This window comes from Streptomyces sp. NBC_00775, assembly GCF_036347135.1.
Classification (GTDB): domain Bacteria; phylum Actinomycetota; class Actinomycetes; order Streptomycetales; family Streptomycetaceae; genus Streptomyces; species Streptomyces lutosisoli.
The window spans coordinates 10650181-10670232 of the sequence record NZ_CP108938.1 but is presented as its reverse complement, the minus strand read 5'-3'; the positions used below and the strand labels follow the sequence as shown (position 1 = coordinate 10670232).

Genomic DNA, 20052 nt, shown 5'->3' with positions numbered 1-20052 from the left:
CCCCTACGGCAGCCATCACGTATGTTACACGTGTAACTTCACAGAAGATAGTGGCCGACACGATCGATGCGCGGTCTCGCTACGGGGCCCCGCGCACGTAGAGCCTGCGAGAGTGACCCGCCAGGTCATCGACGGCCGAGACGACGGAGTCGAAGCGCATGGTGGTGCGGCTGTCCGCCTCGTAGGGCGCCCATTCCGGCAGTCCGTGGTGATGGGGATTTCCGTCACGAACGAAGGAGATCCACGCCTGGTGCATGCTGTGCGCCAGGCCCTGCCGGGCGGCGGGTTCGATCCCTTCGACGATCGGCGCCTTGGACCAGTTGTCGAAGTTGTTGAAGACGAAGGGCAGTTCGAGGCAGTGGGCCGCCCCCAGCCTGCCCTGATGCGCGGGCGTTTCGAAGTCGAATTGGTACGCCCACACCGGACGCCCCATCTCTGCCCGGGCTTCCGCCAGTTTCAGACTGGGAACGCGGAACAGCTCGTCGCTGATCAGGTCCATCAGCACATCGAGGGGCCGGGAACCGGGCCGCGTGCGCTCATAAGCGGCGTACACCTCGGGTGCGTCACCCTCGAACGTGTCGGCGATCCTGCCGATCACTTGCTCCTTGGTGGCCGTCTCGTAGCCCGGCCCAAGGGCGAAGCTGAAGTTGGACTCGTCGCGAGTCCAGCCGATCATGACGTCGATGTCGGCACCGCCCTCGCAGAGCAGCGTTTCGGCGGGATGGCGGGACAGGGTGGCGCCGTCGATGACGGGGAGGAAGGGCGTGGGCCAGTAGCCCCAGCGGGTGCTGGCCCCGAACAGTGCCATGGTCGCCTCGACCAGTCGCTGCCAGGGGACTTGTCGCAGCGTTTTGACGTCCCTCGCGCCGACGAGCTCGAGAAACGTCTCGGTGCGCTCTGCGCAGGCCTGGGGGTCGGGAATCTGCAGACCGAAGGGTGCGCTCTGCAGGATGGCCCTGCGGAACAGCCGTTGAGAGGCGGGATGCCCCGCCAGCGCCGCGGTGGAGATCGCGCCTCCTGACTGGCCGGCGACCGTGATGTTGTCCGGGTCTCCGCCGAAGTGCGTGATGTTTTCGTGCACCCAGCGCAGTGCAGCGACCTGGTCCGTGAGCCAGAAGTTTCCGGACCCCGGCTCATCATGGTCGGCGCCGAGGTAGAGGAAACCCAGGGGGCCGAGGCGGTAGTTGAGGGTGACGACGACGATGTCGCCGTTGCGGGCGAAGGTCTCCCCAGAGTAGTAGGGCAAGGAACCGGCCCCGGAGACGAAGCCTCCGCCGTGGATCCACACCATCACGGGCCGCCGGGCGTCGTCGGCAGCCGGAGTCCACACATTGAGGGTCAGACAGTCGTCGTCGAACGGCGGGAAGCCGTGGCCCCCCAGCACGGGGTCACCGCTCTCGCTGAACATCTGCGGCGCGCTGGGGCCGAAGTCCGCGGCTTCGCGAACACCGGTCCATCCAGGGTGGGGCTGAGCGGAGCGCCACCTGAGATCGCCCACGGGCGGGGCCGCATAGGGCACACCCTTGAAGACGGCGACGCCGCCTTCGACGGCCCCGCGCAAATGGCCGGCGGAGAGTTCCACCAGGGGTGCGACCGCACCAGGTTGCTCAGCCATGATCTTGTTTCCTCCTCGTTCACGCCCGAGGGCGCGACTGGACGGGCCCTTGGGCAGGCCGGATCGAACTCAGGCTATTCACTTATTTTTACGGACGTCAATGATTCGACATATCCATCTCGGCCCGCGACCGCCTCGGAGCCTTCAGCCCCACAGGCGATCGGCCGCCAACCGCTCCGCCTCGCATCGAAGGAGCGCCGCGAAGGCCCTCCACAGCACCAGCCCGGCACCCGCCCCCGCCATGGCGCCGGCGAGCGCGTCGCTCAGCCACTGGGCATGCAGCCACACGCGGCTCCACATCATCAGCGCGACGAGCAATCCGAAGGCGATCCACCCCCACAGACGCGTCCGCGGACGAAGGAACACCACACCCACGGCGACGAGGAGGGTGGTCATCATGAACACCTGACCAGAGGGAAAGGAACCATCGCTGACGAGGACCCACGGATGCGGGGGTCTGGCCCGGCCGACAAATGCCTTCAGGGGCAGAACGACCACCAGGTTGGCGAGCACGCTCGTCGCGAAGAAGAAGAGGGCAGATCTCCATCGGCCGTAGACGCCAAGGCAGCCCGTCACGGCAAGTGGGATCACCACCCCCATCGGCCCGCCGACCCTGTCGAGGAACAGCGCCAACTCCATCGTCGAACCGCGTGTCGAACCGGCCATCCCCGCGGTGAGGCGCTCGTCGGCCCCCTGGAAGAAGGGCCGCTGACCACCTCTGAGCAGCAGGCCCATGACGAAGGTCGTCAGCAACAGGATGGAGCCGGCGGCAAGAGCCCCTCGGGGCGGAGCAGCCGGCACGGAGCGTCGAGGCTCGGCGGAGGGGTTACCGCCGAGGTCCCTGTTCGAGTTCATTTCCAGCACGACAAGCCTTTCCCTGATGCAAGAACGCACAACGGTGCGGTTCAGGCGTGACGGTTGAGCTCCGCCGTCGAGACAGCCGGCGCGACACCAGAACACGAAGAGGCCTCGCGTGAGGCCTTGGGATTCGGCGTTCAGCCCAGCGACAGGCAGCCGGGGCAACCCCTCGTGAGGGTGGGAGTCGGCGCGGGCCGGGTAGGCGCGACGCGGCCATGCCACGCATAACCGCCCAAGAGCCGCTCGCAGCACGTACGGCGCTGAGAGTCCGGCCTTCAGCACCAGCATGGCGTAAATATGACGGTAGCCACAAGTGCGCAATAAGGGTCGCCGTCGAACCGTTACGCACAGCACGCCGAGCGAGCTGAGCAAAGGACAGCTACACGTGACAGCAGGCCTTCGGACGCAGGCGCGACACCCCACCCCCTGTCGCGCCGAAACCGATCAGCCCGGAAAGAGCGAGCTAGGCATGGGAGGTTGGACAGCCGCCCGCCTTACCTCTGGCGCAGCCCGACGAAGGGTGCTACACAAGGTCTGCACACGGAGATAACACGTGTAACTAGCTCTCGGGAGCATCCGTCCCATCACCGCCGCACCAGCCTCGCGGCCCCTCTGGCGCTCTGCCCCCGCACCACCCCTGAGGAGTCGACATGCCTGTCTCCCCGTCCCGTCGCGCTGCACGCGCCTGCCCCGCCGCACGGTGGTCGCGATGAGCGCCGGCGAACTGATCCAGCCGAAGGCGGCAGCGGACGCCGACACGCCCCGCCAGTGGGGGCTCCTGCTGCTTCTACTGATCGCCAACTCCACCATGCTGGCGGTCTACATGGGAGTGGGCTCGGTACTGCTCCCCACTCAGATCGCCTCGATCGACCCCGCCCACAAGGTGACCATCCTGGGCATCATCGGGGGCGTCAGCGCGATATTCGCCACCGCGTTCAACCCGATCGCGGGGGCGCTCTCCGACCGCTCCGGCAAGCGAAATCCCTGGATCCTGGGCGGGGCGTTCGTCTCGTGCGCCGGCCTGATCTTCCTCGGTACGGTGCGTACCGCGCTGCTCCTCGGCATCGGCTGGTGCCTGGTCCAGGCGACCATGAACACCTACCAGGCCGCGGTGACCGCCATCGTGCCCGACCGCGTCCCCCTGGCCCGGCGCGGCACCGCGTCCGCACTCGTCGGCCTCGCCCTGCCCATCGGCGGCACGCTGGGCGTCCTGATCGCCACACGTACGGCCGACAGCTTGAGCACGGGCTACCTGATTCTGGGCGTCATGGTGTCCGCGGCAGCCGCGCTGCTGTCGTTCCACTTCCGCGACGTGCCCCGGCAACAGACGGCGCCCGAGGTGTCCCGCCAGGACAAGATCGCAGCCTTCCTCTCCGCACTGGCCCACCACGATTTCCGCTGGGCGTTCATCGGACGGGCTCTGCTGGTGCTCGGCTACTTCTCCGTCGTGGGCTACCAGTTGTACATCCTGGACGACCACATCGCCCTGCCGAAGGGCATGCAACCCACCGACGCCATGGCGATCCTGACCCCCGTGTCCATGGTGGCCATGGCCGTCTCGACGATCGTCGGCGGACTCCTGTCCGACCGCTGGAACCGGCGCAAGGTGTTCGTCGGCGTATCGGCGGCCCTCGCCGGCCTCGTCACCCTGATCCCCGTCATCAGTCCGACCTGGCCCGGGATGCTGGTGTTCAGCATCCTCAACGGTCTGGCCTTCGGCTGCTTCATGGCGGTGGACACCGCGCTCGTCACCATGGTGCTGCCGAACGCCGAGGACGCCGCGAGAGACATGGGTGTCCTCAACATTGCCAACGCCGGGCCCCAGATCATCGCCCCCTTCGTCGCCTCGGCCATCGTGACCACGATGGGGGGATACAGCTCCCTCTTCCTGGCAGGCGGCGTTCTCGCGCTCCTGGGCGCCCTCGCGATCCTTCCCATCCGCGGCGTCCGCTGACCACCCTGCCCGACGACCGGCCCACGGCCGGGAGCCCCACTACCCCGGCGGACACATGTCGAGGGTTCATGTGTCCGCCGGTCCCTCTTTCGACACACCTCCAAGGAGCACCACGTGAGACGCAAGCGTGTTCTGCCGCTGGCCGCCCTACTGCTGTGTGTGCCCGGGCTGGGTGCCACGACGCCCGCGGCGGCTTCGTCGCCGAGCGACACGAGCGGCCCGCTGCGCATCCTGCTCACCAATGACGACGGCTACAACGCACCTGGCATCCGCGTCATGTTCGACCGTTTGACGGCCGCCGGGTACGACGTCACCATCGTCGCCCCGCTCACCAACCAGAGCGGAGCGGGGACCAGGATGATGAGCGCGAGCACGGTGACGGTCAAGCATCCGGAGGCCCGCGTGTGGGCCGTCGACGGCACGCCCGGCGACTCGGTGGCCTTCGGCCTCTCCGAGGTGTTCTCCGACCGGGCCCCGGACCTGGTGGTCTCGGGTACCAACTTCGGCCCGAATGTCGCGGGCCTGGCCACTCACTCGGGCACGGTGGGCGGCGCGATCGCCGCACTGGAGCAGGGCGTCCCCGCCATCGCGGTGAGCACCGGCGGCCTCACCGCACCCGTGTACGAGCCCACGGTCAACGCGATGAAGCCGACGAGCGACTTCACGGTCAAGCTCATCGAACGGCTGCAGGGCCGCGCGAAGCTCGGCCGGCTCCTGCCCGAGGGCGTCGGTCTGAACGTCAACCACCCGGTGATCGGCAAGGACGGCACGGGGACCGCCCAGGGCACCGCGCTCACCACTCAGGATCCCCAGCCGTTCCTCAAGGCGGACTACACCGACAACGGCGACGGCACGTGGAAGGTGACCGTCAATGTCGCCTCACAGCCTGCCCAGAAGGGAGGAGACGTCGAAGCGCTGAGCGCCAACAAGGTCTCCGTCACTCCGATCTCAGCCAACTGGAACTCCGGCGCGGTCGACTTCGCCAGGACAGCAGCGCTGCTCAGCGACCTGCGGCCGTAGCACATCCGCACGTCCTGGCGGCCCGGGACGATCCGCACGTTTCCCAGCCGGCTGCCGCCTCCGTACCGCTCCGGCGCATCGGAGGCGGCTTGCGTGCTGTTGAGAGATGGGCGCCGACTGCGACCGCCTGCCCCTCACGGAACCTCTTCACGAGCCGGGGCTTCACCGTTGACGGCCAGACCGCGGAACATCCGGCCGGTGGACTAGATGCCGGAGTTGCAGGAGGACAGGGCGGCCGCCAAGACGCAGAAGTTCATGATTCCGGCGGCGTCAAGGCGGGTCTTCAAAGTTGAGCGGTGCGGCGGTGCGCGAGGCCCGGACTGCCGCCCGCCATCGTGGTGGTCCACCACTTCCACGTGGTGCAGCTGGCGAACAAGGTGCTGAACATCGTCCGGCGGCGGACCACTGCCACCCTGCGCGGCAGGCGCGGGCGGGCCACCGACCCCGAGTGGAAGGCCCGGCGCCGCCTCCTGCGCAACCGCGAGGACCTGACGGACAAACAGTTCACGAGCTGGGGAACGCGCTCATCGACGCCGGCGCGATCGGCATGACGCTGCTGACCGCCTGGATCGCCAAGGAGCGGCTGCGGACCTGCTCGCCTGCGCCCGCACCGGCGCGAACCGGCACCAGGTCGGCCACCCGCGGTGGAAGTTCCTCACCTGGTGCGCAGACGCCGACATCCCCGAAGTGCGCTGGCTTGCCGCCACCGTCGACCGCTGATGGCCCGAGACCGAAGCGTTCATCGCCACCGGCCACAGCAACGCCAAGAGCGAAGGAATCAACCGCATGATCAAGCTGACCGCCCGCGCCGCCCACGGCTTCCGCAACCCCGCCAACCAGCGCCTACGCACACGCTGCGTCACCCCCGCCGAGCCCGCGGACACCTCCGCACCGCTCAACTTTGAAGACCCCACCCATTCGGGCCGCCAGCCGAACTGATGCATCAAGGACCGTGACAGGACGTCGGCGGCCCGGCGCAATACACCGCTCAACTTCGCGGACTCTCGAGATCGTGCTCTGGCGGTTCAGGCGTGCGGCAGTTCGCTCACGGCCGGCCGACAGCCTTCGTAGGAGGCGACCAACGCGTCTGCCACGATCGCCGCGTCTGCCTCGGCCACGTCAGCCGGGTACTCCGGCAACAAGTCGTCCCAGATGACCATCCACGACCCATACAGTTGGGCCTGCCCCTCGGGACGGGCGAAGAACCAGATGTGCAGATGGGCGCCACCGTCTCCGATGCGGTACACATGGGCCCGCGAGATGTGCGGCAGTGCCTGCACATGGCGGGCGATGTGAGTGGTGAGCACCCCCAATTCGGCTGCCAGTTCGTCGGGCAGGTCCGCCAGGTCAAAGTGATCGCGTGGATACAGCATCAGCACCAGCGGCACGCCGACTCCCGTGATCCGGGTGAGCCGCCAACGGTCGTTGAGCCAGATGCCTTCGTCCCGGCTGCGGCACGCGTTGCAGTCCAACGGGTCCTCGCCGTGCCGCGCCGGTTCGGGTAGAACCGGCGGTCGCAGCGGCGCGACCAGCAGGCCGTCCGGCTCGAACGGACTGATGTCCCACGCTGTCATGCGGGCTAGGAGCGTGGGTCAGTAACTGTGACTGAGCACGCTGGTTGGCCACTGAGCGCCGTAGTTGGCCATTCCGGCACTCAGTGACAAAGAGCACCTGTTCAGTCGAGGACCGCGGTGGCTTCGATCTCGACCAGATGGTCGGGGACGTCCAGTGCCGCAACGCCTATCAGCGTGGTCGGCGGGGCCGGGGTGATCCCCAGCTTCGCGGCTGCCCGGGAGATCCCTTCCAGGAGCGGGGGCATCTTGTCGGGGGTCCAATCGACGACGTAGAAGGTCAGCTTCGCCACGTCGTCGAAGGAGCCGCCGATCTCGGCCAGGGCGGTGCCGACGTTGAGATAGCTCTGCTCGACCTGGGCGGCGAGGTCGCCTTCGCCGATCGTGACTCCCTCGGCGTCCCAGGCGACCTGCCCGGCGATAAAGACCAGCCTCGACCCGGATGCGATCGACACCTGCCGGTAGACGTCGATCTTGGGCAATCCGCTGGGGTTCACAAAGGTGATGGCCATGCTGCCTGTCTCCTCGTCCTGAGCGCCTGTGGGCTCGCGTCCGCGCCGCCCAAGACGTTCACTCTCTTGTGGTTACTCAGAAACTGTAAGAGAGTGTGCGCTGACGTGGAAGAACGCACTTTTCAGTGACTGGAGAACCTTATGGTGACCAAGCAGTTCACAGGCTCGCCCGAGGATGCAGACCTGGCGCGTGCGGGCTCCTTGGCGCGGGAGATCTTCTCCGACGTCGCTAACAAGTGGGCGTTCCTCATCGTCGAGGGTCTCGGTGATCGCACCCTGCGCTTCAGCGAGCTGCGGGCCGAGGTCGAGGGCATCAGCCACAAGATGCTCACCCAGAACCTGCGCATGCTGGAGCGCAACGGCCTGGTCGAGCGCACCGTATACCCCACCGTCCCACCGCGGGTCGAATACACCCTCACCGAGCCGGGTCAAGCCCTGCGCGCAACGGTCGACGGAATGTGCGGCTGGACCCACCAGTACTTCGGTCACATCGAGGCCGCCCGTCGCCGCTTCGACGCCTGACGGCTGGCTCACGCGCCGCCGTGGGTCGGTCGGCTGCAATGCTCAGAGTGGCCAACCAGCGTGCTCAGTCACAGTAACCGGAAACCCGCGTGTGTCTGGTGATCACTTGAGCGGGATGATCCCGGTATGCGTGATCAGGAGGGGCTCTTTGAGGTCGAGCCGGCCGAGGGCAAACAGCCGCCACGTCGTGCGGCAGCGGTGGATAAGACGTTCCGGGCGTTCGACCCGCACCAGATCCTGCTGCTGCCGCCGTCGCTGGATGCCTGGCTGCCCGAGGATCATCTGGCCCGGTTCGTCGCCGACCTGGTCGACGAGGTGCTCGACTACTCACCGATCCTCGCGGAGTACACCGAAAAGCGCGGCTTCCCGCCCTACGACCCGCGGCTGATGCTGCGGTTGCTGATCTACGGTTACACCACCGGGGTCCGCTCCTCCCGGGCGATCGAGCGTCGTTGCGTGGACGATGTCGCGTTCCGCTTCCTGGCCGCCGACCAGGCTCCGGACTTCCGGTCGATCGCCCGATTCCGCCGCCGCCACCTGGACACCCTCGGCAGCCTGTTCCTCCAGTCGCTGCACCTCGCGCAGAAGCTCGGCATGGTCAAGATGGGCCGCGTCGCCCTGGACGGCACGAAACTGGAGGCCAACGCCTCCAAACACAAGGCGATGAGCTACGGCCGCCTGGTCGACAAGGAGGAGCGGATCGAGGCCGAGATTGCCGAACTGGAGGCCAAGGCCGCCGCTCTGCTGGCCGACGCTGAGGCCACCGACGCCGCCGAGGACCAGGCCTTCGGCGTCGGCGGCAAAGAGACCGACCTGCCCGCCGAGCTGGGCCGACGCGAGAAGCGCCTCGCCAGGCTGCAGGCCGCCCGCGCGCAGATCGAGGCCGAGGCCGCTGCGAAGGCACGCCGCCACGCGCAGGAGAAGGAACGCCGCCGCCAGGACCGCACCGGCACCAGCGACGATCAGGCTGTCACCGACGCGGGCGACAAGGCTGCCGCCAAGGCCCGGCCCAAGCCCAAGGCCCAGGCCAACTTCACCGACCCAGGCTCGCGGATCATGAAGAACAGCGACGGCGCCTACATCCAGGCCTACAACGCCCAGGCCGTCGTCGACGAGGCCCACCAGGTCATCACCGCCGCCGACGTGACGACCAACGCCTCCGACGCGCTGAACTACACCAGCATGCTCGACCAGTCCGCCGTCAACACCGGCGCCCACCCCAAGCAAGCCCTGGTCGACGCCGGCTACTGCTCCGAGGCGAACCTCGAAGCCGCGAAGGAACGCCAACTGGCCTGCGGAACCGACACGTTCATGGCCACCGGCCGCCTCGGCCACGACGAGCAGGTCCCGCCCGCACCCCGCGGACGCATCCCCAAAGACGCAACCTTGAAGGAGCGCATGGCCCGCAAGCTGCGGACCAAGCCCGGCCGGGCCGCCTACCGCCGCCGCAAGGCCATCGTCGAACCCGTCTTCGGCCAGATCGTGACCTGCCAGAACGGCCGCCAGCTACTCCTGCGCGGCGAGGACAGTGCCCGCAGCGAGTGGCAGCTGCTGGCCGCCTGCCACAATTTCCGCAAGATCTTCCGACACGCCGGATCGGCCGGTCTCACCACGGCGATCGCCTGACCGGCCCGGCCGTCAGCCCCTGTCCAGTCGATTCCCGAACCGGAAGGACCAGCCACCGCCGCCGCGGGACACCGGCCGGGCGACCGCGAGCGATCGCAGCTATCAAGACCACCCGGTCAGTTGCCCGTTACTGAGACACGCTCCTAGTGGGAGCCGTCGCTCATCATCCGCAGCGGTACGTGCATGGGCATAGAACTCGTCAGGTCGCAGGGCCATGGCCGAAGACTACTGATGTTCGACGGCAACCAGCGCCTACGCATACACTGCGTCACCACCCGTCGAGCCCGGGGACACCCTCGCACCGCTCAACTTCGAAGACCCGTCAAGGCAACCGAGCAGCCGAGCACGGGCCCGGCGAGCCCGTCCGGGGCTCGACACCGGTCCCACCCAGCACACTGGCCCTGCATCCCACCCCGGCAGAGCTGCCGGCCAGACGGTCTCCGGCCATGCAGCTGACCGCACTTGCCCTTACCTCGCACACCTCGGGCGATGCCGACGGCACTGGCATGGATGCCCTCGACCGCCTGACCACATCACACACACTCACCAGCTGGCACCACAACTGGAAGACCGACGAAGCCGTCTGGCACCCGCCCCAACAGCACGCCACAGCACGGCCCGGTGAGCATCGACCGCACTGACTGCGGTCCATCTATGACAGTGCGGTTGAGTGCAAGATATCGCCGGAGCGGAACAACCGGCTCCGCCCGCCCGTACTATCGCTACACGCGGTAGTCCGCCGACGCGTCTACCTGGGGGTTGCAGCGCTAGCGGCCGGCCTCTCGCGACGCTTGGCGCGGGTACCGTTTCCGGGGCTGTCCTGGGCCTCCCCTACTCCTCCACACCCCCGATACCGACGCGCAGTTCGTGCACCCTCCAGGACGGCAAATACCGGACGCTTCGGTCCAGTCCAGGGCTCGCCGCATCCTCTCGACGTCACTGCCTTCGAACCTCAGGCGAGCACTGAGTGCACCCGCCGCATGCCGAGCGTTGTTGCGATACGAGGAGCCCGTTGACGTGGATCAGGGCAGGCTGGACGGGCCGCTGTACAGCTTCTCGGCGTAGTAGGAGAGCGCGGACATCACCCGACCGGCGTCACTCGCGGGGATGCCGTGCCCGACAAACACCTTGGAATTGCCCTCTTTGTCGATCTTGGCCGGGTGTTTCGATCGCCATTTCCTATCGGCCACTCGTTCCGGGCGGACAGTGGCGACCAGTGTCACGGTGCCGCCTGACCGCTTGAGCTTCACGGTCTTCAGATCACCCCACTTGTACACGGCGGATATCCGGACAGTCACGGTCAGCCCGCCGGGACTGATCGTGAGACTGTCGAGCTCACCGAACAGCCCGCTCCAGGCACCAAGCGCCCAGCCGCAGACGTAGCCAGCGATCGAGCTGAGACAGAAGAAAATTACGGCGTTCGCGGCCACGCTCTCCTTGCCGATCTCACCGACGCCGTTGAGCCCCAGCACCGGCCCAATGATCGCGCCGAGCACTCCCAGAACTCCGCCGCAGTAAGAGGCCGCCTCGGTGCCGCGCGCCTTGACCGTCTCCATCCGACCGCTGGTGATCGTCACGGGTTCGGCGGACACCGGGCGTTCGGGCGCCCTCTCCGGGGTCCGCTCCGTGGTGATGACCTTGGTGGTCGTGTGGGAGGTGTCCGGATCGGCCTGGAGCAGGGCGCGGGCGGCGGCGGCATCGGGCCGCCGGGCGGGTGCCTTCTCCAGCAGTCGCAGCAGGAGCGGGCTGAGCCGCCCCGCGTGCACGGGCGGCCGGGGCTCCTGGGTCAAGGCCGCGATCGGGTTCTGCCGCGTGAAAGGCGGCTCGCCCTCGACTGCCTCGTACAGGGTCACTCCGAGGGCGAACAGGTCGGCCGCCGCGCCCGGTTCGGCGCCCTGCAAGCGCTCGGGCGCCACATAGCCGGGCGAGCCAATGACCACGCTGGAGGCGGTGAGCGCGGCGTCGGTGGGGGCGACGGCGATGCCGAAGTCCGTGAGCAGCACCTGCCCGTCGGCGGCGAGCAGCACGTTCGGGGGTTTGACGTCGCGGTGCATGATGTCCGCCTTGTGCGCGGCTCCCAGGGCCGCCAGCATCGCCTCGGCGATCCTGGCGACCTGGTCGATCGGTAGGCGCCCGTGCTGCCGCAGCTCCTCGGCGAGCGAGCGGCCATCGACGTACTGCATCACGATCCACGGGCTGCCGTCGTACTCAAAGGCGTCATGGACGGTGACGATGTTGGGGTGGTCGCGCAGCCGGGCGGCATGCTGCGCCTCCCGCACCGCGCGGGCAATGCGTTGCCGCTGCTCCTCGGGCGTAGCAGGGCCCGGTAGGAGCACCTGTTTCAGGGCGACCTTGACCTTCAGGTCCTCATCGTGGGCGAGCCACACCTGGCCGAACCCCCCGATCCCGAGGGTGCGGATCAGCGTGTAGCGGCGCCCGATCACCTCGCCGGCCTGAACCGTGTCCCCCATGACACCCTCCGTCGGTGGTCAACCCGCGTTCCAGTTCCCGGTGTTCATGCCCGGGCACCGAGGCTGACAGGGGATCGTACCGGTGGGTCATCTTCGCCGGAAGATGACCTTGCGACTGCTATTCAGCATCTGCACACACTGCCGCCGCCCGAGCTCACGGCTCGTTTGGCCGCCGCCCCTCACAGCATGCATGCCCGAGCGGCCCCCTGATCGTCAGACGGTTTGCGCACCCGGTGACTCAGTGCGGATCCGCCCGGTGCCCGTGACCTCTACGAGGTGGAGAAACAGGCACTTATCATCAGCTGAGCTTGTGTCTCTTCCTCAGAGGTTGCCGGGTGCCGGGTGCCAGGCGAGTACGGGCCCAACGGCCCTTCGGGCTTGCGGTCCTGGCCGGCGTCGGCGGGGCCGGCCTGAGCGAGTGTGTGCTTGGATCTGGGCGACCTGGTGGGAACACCCGCCCCGCACACTGCCCCTAGCCCCGGCCGCCGCACGGCGGAGCGGGGCTCACGCGCGTTCTCCCCTCACTGGTGTTCCTGCCCGCACCTGCCGACGGCGATGACCGCGCTCCGGTGGGAACACAGCCCCGCCCCGGAGACAACCGCGAGGATCGCCGGAAGGTCCGCTCGTCACCGGCATCCGCCTGCCGCAGGGCAGTTGAGTCCGCGAGACTCGGCTCATGGATGCAGGCGTGGCCGCGGTGCTCGGAGCGGCAGTGGGAGCGTTCGGTACCGGAGCGGCCGCCCTGGCCAGTGGATGGCTGGGGGCACGCACCGCTCAGCAGCAGATCGTCGCCCAGCACATGCAGGCGGACCAGCAGCGACGCTTCGAGCATGCGCGCGACCGGCGCGAGCCCCGCGGCCAGGCCTACGCCGACCTCATAGCCCAGACGCAGAAGGCCGGCACGCTGATCAACGTGATGAACCAGGTGGAGACGTACACCACGGACAGCGTGCGCGAGGCGATGGAACAGGTCACCAAGCTGCTGCGCTGCCGCGCCCGCGTCGCGGTCGAAGGCCCGGTCGCCGTCGCGGGCAGCGCCGAGGACCTGGCCGACGCGGCCACGTACTGCAGGGATGTGCTGACAGCACTGGCCTCGCTGCCCGGGACTCCCCCCGAAATGCAGGAACTCTCCCGGACAGAGCTGGTGGAGCGATGCCGGGAGGGCGTTGAGGCACTCGCAGCGAGCCTGGTCGTCTTCGTGGATGACGCCCGCGAAGCACTCGACGACAACGGCGCACCGTGAGCGTCCGACACCGGCAGCGAGACAGCATGATCGCGTTCACCGCCGCGTCGCTGGCGTTGACGCTGGCGGGGGGCATCGTGCAGCTCCGTCGCGCCCTGGTCGCGGTGACATCGCGGGTTGGCGCAACGAGGGTGGCCCTCGACCACGATCATGGCCGAGGGCCATCCTCGTGCCTGCACGGGCCACGGCAACGGGCCCGCGCCCGGCTGGGCTCAGCGTTTGGCCACGAAGACGTGCGCGGCGGTGTGCGTGGGGAGCTCGGCGGTCTGACCGCCGATGCCGACCGTCACGCCGCCGGGCGACGACATCACGCTCACGACCGCGCCGGGCCGCACCCCGGCGTGCCGCAGGGTGTACATCAGCTGGGCGTCGGTCTGGATCGCCTCCCGGATGCGCCGTACGACTGCGCTCGCGCCCTTCGGCCCGGGCTTAAGGTCGCTGAGGCTGATCATGCTCTCGTCGGGGAACGGATCCGTGGCGCTCTTCCCGCCGAGCTCCTCCAGGCTCGGAATCGGGTTGCCGTAGGGCGACTGGGTCGGGTGCCGCAGGAGATCCAGGACGCGGCGTTCGACGGCCTCGCTCATCACGTGCTCCCAGCGGCAGGCTTCGGCGTGGACCTGCTCCCACTCCAGCCCGATCACGTCGACGAGCAGGCACTCCGCGAGCCGGTGCTTGCGCATCACGCGCGTGGCGATCCGCCGGCCCTCCTGTGTCAGCTCCAGTTGCCGGTCGCCGGCGACGTGCAGCAGACCGCCGCGCTCCATGCGGGCGACGGTCTGGCTGACGGTGGGGCCGCTCTGGTTCAGGCGCTCGGCGATGCGGGCGCGCAGGGGGACCACGCCTTCCTCCTCGAGCTCCAGGATGGTGCGGAGATACATCTCCGTGGTGTCGATGAGTTGGGACATGCTGTTTGTCAGGCTGGGGTTTCGGCGGTGGCGGTCAGGACCGCGCGGCCGAGGATGTGGCCGGCCATGGTGAAGCCGAGGACGGCCGGGGTGGCGTCGGCCGGGACGCCGATGGAGGCAATGCCGAGGGCGTGCACCACGATGAAGTAGCGGTGAGGGCCGTGCCCGGCCGGCGGGGCAGCGCCGATGAAGCGGGATGCGCGGGCGTCGCCCGGCAATTGGTAGGCGCCCTCGGGCAGACCCGAGCCGGTGTCGTCGCCGACGCCCTCGGGCAGCTCGGTGACGGTGGCGGGGATGTCGGCGACCGCCCAGTGCCAGAACCCGGACCCGGTGGGGGCGTCGGGGTCGTAGACGGTGACGGCGTAGCTCTTGGTGCCTTCCGGGGCGCCGCTCCAGGACAGCTGCGGGGAGACGTCCTTCCCACCGGGGACGCCGAAGATGCCGGAGAACTGCTCGGGCGATAAGGCGGCGCCGTCGGTGACGGTCGTGCTGGTAACGGTGAAGGAGGCCGCCTCGGGGAGGCGGGCGAAGGGGTCGTTGGCGCTCATCGCGTCGTTCCTTTCATGCCGTGCTGTGGGGTGGGTTGGAGGTGATGCGGCCGGTGGAAGGCCCGAAGCGTCGCGTAGAGGCACCGCCGTCGCCTTCATCCACCGCCAGATCGACGATAACACGCATAATCGATTATTCGCTGGATCGTCTATGATGGAGGTATGACCCAGACGGCCCACACCTCGACCTCGTCGGCGAAGCAGATGCTTTCCGAGCAGGTCTACGCACACCTGCGGGACGCGATCATGCGCGGGGACTACGCCCCCGGCGACGCCCTCAAACCGCAGGACCTCGCCAAGGAACAGGGGGTGAGCCTGGCCGTCGTGCGCGAGGCGCTCGTGCGAGTGGTCGGCGAGGGGCTCGCCGACCGGTTGCCCAACCGCGGCTTCGCCGTCCCGGCATTCTCCGACCGCCGCTGGCAGGAGATCGCGGAGGCCCGCCGGACCATCGAACCGGTCGTGCTGCGCATGTCCGTCGAGCGTGGCGACGTCGACTGGGAGGCCCGCGTACGAGCCGCCCACCACCGTCTGGCCCGCACGCCGGCGTACGTGCCCGAGGAGGGCGAGTACTACAGCGGCGCATGGTCCGAAGCCCACCGGGTCTTCCACCGCACCCTGCTGGAGGGTTGCGGCAACCCCGTCCTGCTGGAGACCTGCGACCGGATGTGGACCGCGAGCGAGCTGGCTCGCCGCTGGTCGGCGCACCGCATCCCCGACCGGGACCACGTCGGCGAGCACCGCCGACTGGAGGAGGCGGCGCTGGCCCGCGACGCCGACACCGCGACCGAGGTACTGGCCCAGCACCTCACCCTGACCGCGGCCGGACTGACCGGCTGTACCCACCACGAACCCGCAAAAGAAGCCTGAGCGCCTCGCCAACCCGGCCGGACGACTGCACCTGATCACTGACACCGGAGCTGTGGACGTCGCCGACCCAGTGGTGGCCGGTTCGGCCCCGACCCACAGAAGATCTATGGCCAGCGGGCTGAGTTCCGCGCCTGGGCCCGGCGCCTGGGTACACGCGCCGGGCGCTCTGCGGCGGCCGAGGGCGATGCCGACGTCGGCGAGGCGGGCGCGTCGTTGGCGCCGTCGCCGGTCATGGCGACGGTGCGGCCGATGCGCTGGAACACCTTGACCACACAGACCTTGTGCGTGGCGGTGTCACAGACGACGACGCCGACTTGCGGCAGGAGTTCGTCGAGGGCGTCGTCGTCCAGGTCGTCGAGTTCCGCGCCGGTGACGACAGAGCCGCGCTGCTATTTCTCGTGAACATCCGCAGACCTCAAGATCCCCGACTGCTGCCCAAACCAGCGGACAATCGCTGCCGCTAGAAGCGGACCAGGCGATCGGCAGTGGCGAGGCGAGTGCGCGCAGCACGATCGCCGTGGCGAGGCGTGGGGTGTGCCGCCAGGTAAGCACCCGAGAGGCGGGAGTGTCAGATTCTTCAGGACAGTCCCGACGGCATCGCCGAGCGGCTCCGTGAGAGAGGCACCGGGCACGACGGCTGACGGCCGTCATCGGCGCTGCCGCTGTCGCACAGCCGTTTCCGCGCCGGGTGTGTGTGGAGGGTGCCGGATCCGTTCGGGCGGTTTCCCGGCCCGGGCGGCGGGGCGTCACAGGCCCAGAGAGATGGCCAGTCGGGTGAGTTCGGCCGTGGTGTTGATGTTGAGCTTGGCCCGGATGCGGCGGAGATAGGCGTCGATGGTGTGCCGGGAGAGTCCCATGTGGCGGGCCGCTTGCAGGTAGGTGCACCCCGAGGCGATATGTCGCAGGGTCTCCAGCTCACGCGGGGCCAGCGCAGGTGCGGGGGCTTCGGTGTACGGCGTGGTGAGTGTGAGGCTCATGGGATTTCCTCCGCGCGTCGGCTCGGTCATCACTGCTCACACCTTCGAAAGCAGAGGATAAATGCCTGAATGCTGCCTTTTGTCCGCTTTCGATAAGACTGCTCGGAGGACTTCATGACCGTGTCCGCCGACTGTCACAGGCGTGTCACAGGCCACATCCGCAGGCGCGCCACCGTGCGTCACAGAGAAGAGCCGTATCGCTACAGAGATGATCTGCCGCCCCCGGCCGGCGCCCAGGGCCGTCTTCCGCAGCCCCGCAACGGGGTTCCCGGCCTCCGGAACCGGTCCGGCCGCCTCCCCCTGGCCTACCCAGGGAAGATCCCGCACAGTGCTCTGTGCACCGGCGCGGGCAGGCCGGGCCGGCTGCCACCCGTTGCGCACGTTCTGAAGATTCCCCTTTGGCGGGGGCCGGCGGTGAACGCCGCCGGGGCCGCAGGCACAGCGTGCCCACGGCCGGGGCGAGGCGGGGTGGCGTGAGGCGGGGTGGGGGTGAGGCGGGGTGGGGGTGAGGCGGGGTGGGGGTGAGGCGGGGTGGCGTGAGGTGGGGTGGGGGCCGGGCGGGCGGGTTGTGAGCGGCCCGCCCGGCGTCCTGGGGCAGGGCCTGGGCAGGGCTCGGGTGACGGCGCCGGGTTGGTGCTCCGTGTCCCCCAGGATCATGCTTGTCAGGAGGGGTCCCGGCCGTGCAGGTTCCCGAGGCGAGATGAGCGGCAATGGAGCGACGTCCCACCCCTGGCGGTGAGCAGGCGCAGGCGGACGCCCTGCCCGAGCCCGCCTACACAGCCACGGCCACCGTCAATGAGCAGGGCATCGTGACGGGCTGGAGCGAGGGTGCCCGGCGGCTGCTGGGCTATGAGTCCTCGCAGGTCGTGGGGGACCGGGCCGCGCGGCTGCTCGCCGATGACGTCGGTGAGAGGGCGCGGCGGGAGGCGGCCGGGCGCCAGCGGTGGAGCGGCACCGTGGCGCTGCGGCACCGGAACGGTCACCGGCTCGAGCAGCGCCTGCTCGTGCACCGCCGGGATCTGCGCGGCCCGGCCGCCGAGTGGCTGGTGGTGTCCGCCGTGGCCGGCGAGCCGCGCACGCCCGGGGGCGGGGCGCTGGGGGAATGGGTGTTCCGCCAGTCCCCCTGCATCCTGGCCGTCTTCGATGCGGACCTGCGGCTGGTGCGGGCCAACGCCGGCATGGAGCGTGCGCTGCTGCTCACCGAGGACCAGATGCGCGGGCTGCGCCTGGTGGACCTCGCGCCGCACCCGGTGAGCGACCAGGCCGAGGCCAAGATGCGCCTGGCGCTCGAAAGCGGCGAGGTGCAGCAGGTGGAGGCCTACCTCCGCCCCACCGGCGTCAGCGCGGAACACGGCTGGTCGACCTCGCTGGCCCCGCTGAAAGACCCCGACGGCCGGGTACGCGCCGTGTGCCTGGCGGCCCACCACACGCGGCAGGAGCACCTCGCCCGGCAGCGGATGCTCCTGCTGAACGACGCCACAGCGCGCATCGGCACCACCGAGGATGTCCGGCGCACCGCGCAGGAACTGGCCGACGTCGCCGTGCCCCGCCTCGCGGACTTCGCCGCCGTCGACCTGCTGGAGACCCCCCAGCACGGTGGTGAGGGGCCCCCCGCCGGGCCGGACGGGCCCCTCACCATGGACCGCGCCGCCGTGCGGTCCCTCCTCGACGACGGCCCCGTCCCACCCCTCGCCGCGGAGCCCTCCCGCTACCCGGCGCTGTCACCGGTGGCCCGATGCCTGGCCCAGGGCCATGGCGCCGTGTACGAGGTGAGCGATGCCGCCATCGCCCGGTGGGCGGCCCAGGACCCGCAGGCCGCCTGGATCCGCGAGGCGGGGACCCACTCGGTGATGGTGGTGCCGATGCGGGCGGCGGGCACCACGCTCGGCGTGGCCCTCTTCAGCCGCCGCCAGCGCCCCGAGCCCTTCGAGGCGGACGACCTGTGGCTGGCCGAGGAGCTCACCGCCCGGGCGGCCGTCAGCATCCACCACGCCCGACGCCACACCCGGGAACACACCACCACCATGACCCTGCAGCGCAGCCTGCTCCCGCACACACTGCCCGTCCAGGGCGCCCTGGACATCGCCACCCGCTACCTGCCCGCCGGCAGCCGGGCCGGCGTGGGCGGCGACTGGTTCGACGTGATCCCGCTGTCCGGCACGAGGGTGGCCCTGGTGGTGGGCGATGTGGTCGGCCACGGAATCCGTGCCTCGGCCACCATGGGCCGGGTGCGTACCGCGGTGCGCACCCTCGCCGACGTCGACCTGCCGCCCGACGAACTGCTCACCCACCTCGACGACCTCGTCATCCACCTGTCCGCCGAAGAGGCCGGCGCGCAAGGCGCCGCCGAGAGCGCCGGAGGCATCGGCACCACCTGCCTGTACGCGGTCTACGACCCGGTCTCCCGCCGCTGCACGCTCGCCCGGGCCGGCCACCCACCGCCCGCCGTGGTCACCCCCGACGGCGCCGTCCACTTCCTCGACGTCCCGGCCGGCCCGCCCCTGGGCCTGGGCGGCCTGCCGTTCGAGACCTTCGAGACCGAACTGCCCGAGGGCAGCCTGATCGCCCTCTACACCGACGGCCTGCTCGAAGCCCGCGACCACGACATCGACGAAGCCCTGGACAAAATGTTCCAGGCCCTCGCCCGCCCCGCCAAGACGCTCGACACGGTCTGCGACAGAATCCTCACCTCCATGCTGACCCACCGCCCCGACGACGACATCGCCCTGCTCATCGCCCGCACCCGGGCCCTGCACGCCGACCGGGTCGCCACCTGGGACCTGGCCTCCGACCCCGCCATCGTCGCCCAGGCACGCCAGAACGCCACCGGCCAGCTGACCACCTGGCACCTGGACGACGCCGCCTTCATCACCGAACTCATCGTCAGCGAACTCGTCACCAACGCCATCCGCTACGGCCGCCCGCCCATCCAGCTCCGCCTCATCCACGAGAACAGCACCCTCACCTGCGAGGTCTTCGACTCCAGCAGCACCGCCCCGCACATGCGCCGCGCCCGCACCACCGACGAAGGAGGACGCGGCCTGCTGCTCGTCGGCCAGCTCGCCCAGCGCTGGGGCACCCGGCACGCCCCCACCGGCAAAACCGTCTGGGCCGAACAATTCCTCACCACCGACTGAAAACCACCCGCCCCACCCCAGCCCAGCCCGGCCCAGACCCCCAGCCCCACCCAGCCCGAGCAAACCGGCGACACACGCCGGAACACATCTCCCGCCCGCCCCACACCATCCCTCCCACCCCGCCCCTCCCTCCACTCCCCCCTGGCGCACAGCCCTCCCCCACACCCCCGGAAGGCGAAAACCCAGACCATGCGGCCACCCACGGCTCGCGCCGGGCGCCGGCGTA

General features: G+C 69.4%; 18 protein-coding genes. 10 read left to right on the top strand and 8 right to left on the bottom strand.

What is annotated here, in order from left to right; genetic code table 11:
• Positions 1 to 79: 79 nt before the first annotated feature.
• Both OIC96_RS47685 and OIC96_RS47680 read right to left on the bottom strand, forming a co-directional pair.
• Positions 80 to 1615 (bottom strand): carboxylesterase/lipase family protein, encoded by a 1536-nt coding sequence (locus OIC96_RS47685; protein WP_330301829.1) that lies wholly within the window; start codon positions 1613 to 1615, stop codon positions 80 to 82.
• Positions 1616 to 1759: 144 nt separating this feature from the next.
• Entirely contained in the window at positions 1760 to 2470 is a 711-nt protein-coding gene (locus tag OIC96_RS47680; RefSeq protein ID WP_330309936.1) for a phosphatase PAP2 family protein, read from the bottom strand.
• 712 nt (positions 2471 to 3182) lie between these two features.
• Between OIC96_RS47680 and OIC96_RS47675 the strand changes: the two genes are divergently transcribed.
• From OIC96_RS47675 to OIC96_RS47660, 4 genes are all read left to right on the top strand, one after another.
• Positions 3183 to 4427: an MFS transporter gene (locus OIC96_RS47675; RefSeq protein WP_330301830.1), complete on the top strand. Its 1245-nt coding sequence runs from the start codon at positions 3183 to 3185 to the stop codon at positions 4425 to 4427.
• Positions 4428 to 4541: 114 nt separating this feature from the next.
• Complete coding sequence (gene surE / locus OIC96_RS47670) at positions 4542 to 5447, top strand: 5'/3'-nucleotidase SurE (RefSeq protein WP_330301831.1); 906 nt, start codon at positions 4542 to 4544, stop codon at positions 5445 to 5447.
• Positions 5448 to 5743: 296 nt separating this feature from the next.
• Positions 5744 to 5998 (top strand): transposase, encoded by a 255-nt coding sequence (locus tag OIC96_RS47665; RefSeq protein ID WP_330301832.1) that lies wholly within the window; start codon positions 5744 to 5746, stop codon positions 5996 to 5998.
• Positions 5999 to 6188: 190 nt separating this feature from the next.
• Positions 6189 to 6386, top strand: a complete 198-nt coding sequence (locus tag OIC96_RS47660; protein ID WP_330309937.1) for a transposase — start codon at positions 6189 to 6191, stop codon at positions 6384 to 6386.
• A gap of 86 nt (positions 6387 to 6472) precedes the next feature.
• On the opposite strand, the gene OIC96_RS47655 is transcribed toward OIC96_RS47660, so the two are convergent.
• Positions 6473 to 7021: an HIT family protein gene (locus OIC96_RS47655; RefSeq protein ID WP_330301833.1), complete on the bottom strand. Its 549-nt coding sequence runs from the start codon at positions 7019 to 7021 to the stop codon at positions 6473 to 6475.
• Between the two features lie 101 nt (positions 7022 to 7122).
• Positions 7123 to 7530 carry a RidA family protein gene (locus OIC96_RS47650; protein WP_330301834.1) on the bottom strand — a complete coding sequence of 136 codons (408 nt, stop codon included), beginning with the start codon at positions 7528 to 7530 and terminating at the stop codon, positions 7123 to 7125.
• A gap of 141 nt (positions 7531 to 7671) precedes the next feature.
• On the opposite strand from OIC96_RS47650, the gene OIC96_RS47645 reads away from it, so the two are divergent.
• From OIC96_RS47645 to OIC96_RS47635, 3 genes are all read left to right on the top strand, one after another.
• Entirely contained in the window at positions 7672 to 8052 is a 381-nt protein-coding gene (locus OIC96_RS47645) for a winged helix-turn-helix transcriptional regulator (protein ID WP_330301835.1), read from the top strand.
• 198 nt (positions 8053 to 8250) lie between these two features.
• The gene (locus OIC96_RS47640; protein ID WP_443058543.1) at positions 8251 to 9678 is read left to right on the top strand and encodes an IS1182 family transposase; all 1428 of its coding nucleotides are present in this window, start codon (positions 8251 to 8253) and stop codon (positions 9676 to 9678) included.
• Between the two features lie 446 nt (positions 9679 to 10124).
• Positions 10125 to 10319: a hypothetical protein gene (locus tag OIC96_RS47635; protein ID WP_330301837.1), complete on the top strand. Its 195-nt coding sequence runs from the start codon at positions 10125 to 10127 to the stop codon at positions 10317 to 10319.
• Between the two features lie 381 nt (positions 10320 to 10700).
• On the opposite strand, the gene OIC96_RS47630 is transcribed toward OIC96_RS47635, so the two are convergent.
• Positions 10701 to 12149, bottom strand: a complete 1449-nt coding sequence (locus OIC96_RS47630; protein WP_330301838.1) for a serine/threonine-protein kinase — start codon at positions 12147 to 12149, stop codon at positions 10701 to 10703.
• A gap of 676 nt (positions 12150 to 12825) precedes the next feature.
• On the opposite strand from OIC96_RS47630, the gene OIC96_RS47625 reads away from it, so the two are divergent.
• A complete protein-coding gene (locus OIC96_RS47625; protein ID WP_330301839.1) occupies positions 12826 to 13392 on the top strand; it encodes a hypothetical protein in 567 nt (188 codons plus the stop codon).
• 212 nt (positions 13393 to 13604) lie between these two features.
• Here the strand turns inward: OIC96_RS47625 and OIC96_RS47620 are convergent, their stop codons facing one another.
• Both OIC96_RS47620 and OIC96_RS47615 read right to left on the bottom strand, forming a co-directional pair.
• Positions 13605 to 14297, bottom strand: coding sequence for a metal-dependent transcriptional regulator (locus OIC96_RS47620; RefSeq protein ID WP_330301840.1), 693 nt, complete (start codon positions 14295 to 14297; stop codon positions 13605 to 13607).
• Between the two features lie 8 nt (positions 14298 to 14305).
• A complete protein-coding gene (locus OIC96_RS47615) occupies positions 14306 to 14845 on the bottom strand; it encodes a YbhB/YbcL family Raf kinase inhibitor-like protein (protein WP_330301841.1) in 540 nt (179 codons plus the stop codon).
• A 162-nt stretch (positions 14846 to 15007) separates the two neighbouring features.
• Between OIC96_RS47615 and OIC96_RS47610 the strand changes: the two genes are divergently transcribed.
• Positions 15008 to 15712 carry a GntR family transcriptional regulator gene (locus OIC96_RS47610; protein WP_330301842.1) on the top strand — a complete coding sequence of 235 codons (705 nt, stop codon included), beginning with the start codon at positions 15008 to 15010 and terminating at the stop codon, positions 15710 to 15712.
• A 746-nt stretch (positions 15713 to 16458) separates the two neighbouring features.
• Here OIC96_RS47610 and OIC96_RS47605 read toward each other — a convergent pair.
• Positions 16459 to 16689, bottom strand: coding sequence for a response regulator transcription factor (locus OIC96_RS47605; RefSeq protein WP_330301843.1), 231 nt, complete (start codon positions 16687 to 16689; stop codon positions 16459 to 16461).
• Between the two features lie 710 nt (positions 16690 to 17399).
• On the opposite strand from OIC96_RS47605, the gene OIC96_RS47600 reads away from it, so the two are divergent.
• Positions 17400 to 19826, top strand: a complete 2427-nt coding sequence (locus OIC96_RS47600) for a SpoIIE family protein phosphatase (RefSeq protein WP_330301844.1) — start codon at positions 17400 to 17402, stop codon at positions 19824 to 19826.
• Positions 19827 to 20052 lie beyond the last annotated feature (226 nt).

Excerpts from the sequence above, each read along its gene's own strand:
- OIC96_RS47685 (WP_330301829.1), bottom strand. The coding sequence starts at position 1,615 with ATGGCTGAGCAACCTGGTGCGGTCGCACCCCTGGTGGAACTCTCCGCC.
- OIC96_RS47610 (WP_330301842.1), top strand. The coding sequence starts at position 15,008 with ATGACCCAGACGGCCCACACCTCGACCTCGTCGGCGAAGCAGATGCTT.
- OIC96_RS47600 (WP_330301844.1), top strand. The coding sequence starts at position 17,400 with ATGGAGCGACGTCCCACCCCTGGCGGTGAGCAGGCGCAGGCGGACGCC.
- OIC96_RS47605 (WP_330301843.1), bottom strand. The coding sequence starts at position 16,689 with ATGAGCCTCACACTCACCACGCCGTACACCGAAGCCCCCGCACCTGCG.
- OIC96_RS47680 (WP_330309936.1), bottom strand. The coding sequence starts at position 2,470 with ATGAACTCGAACAGGGACCTCGGCGGTAACCCCTCCGCCGAGCCTCGA.
- OIC96_RS47645 (WP_330301835.1), top strand. The coding sequence starts at position 7,672 with ATGGTGACCAAGCAGTTCACAGGCTCGCCCGAGGATGCAGACCTGGCG.
- OIC96_RS47655 (WP_330301833.1), bottom strand. The coding sequence starts at position 7,021 with ATGACAGCGTGGGACATCAGTCCGTTCGAGCCGGACGGCCTGCTGGTC.
- OIC96_RS47650 (WP_330301834.1), bottom strand. The coding sequence starts at position 7,530 with ATGGCCATCACCTTTGTGAACCCCAGCGGATTGCCCAAGATCGACGTC.
- OIC96_RS47625 (WP_330301839.1), top strand. The coding sequence starts at position 12,826 with ATGGATGCAGGCGTGGCCGCGGTGCTCGGAGCGGCAGTGGGAGCGTTC.
- OIC96_RS47615 (WP_330301841.1), bottom strand. The coding sequence starts at position 14,845 with ATGAGCGCCAACGACCCCTTCGCCCGCCTCCCCGAGGCGGCCTCCTTC.
- OIC96_RS47675 (WP_330301830.1), top strand. The coding sequence starts at position 3,183 with ATGAGCGCCGGCGAACTGATCCAGCCGAAGGCGGCAGCGGACGCCGAC.
- OIC96_RS47620 (WP_330301840.1), bottom strand. The coding sequence starts at position 14,297 with ATGTCCCAACTCATCGACACCACGGAGATGTATCTCCGCACCATCCTG.
- OIC96_RS47630 (WP_330301838.1), bottom strand. The coding sequence starts at position 12,149 with ATGGGGGACACGGTTCAGGCCGGCGAGGTGATCGGGCGCCGCTACACG.
- OIC96_RS47635 (WP_330301837.1), top strand. The coding sequence starts at position 10,125 with ATGCAGCTGACCGCACTTGCCCTTACCTCGCACACCTCGGGCGATGCC.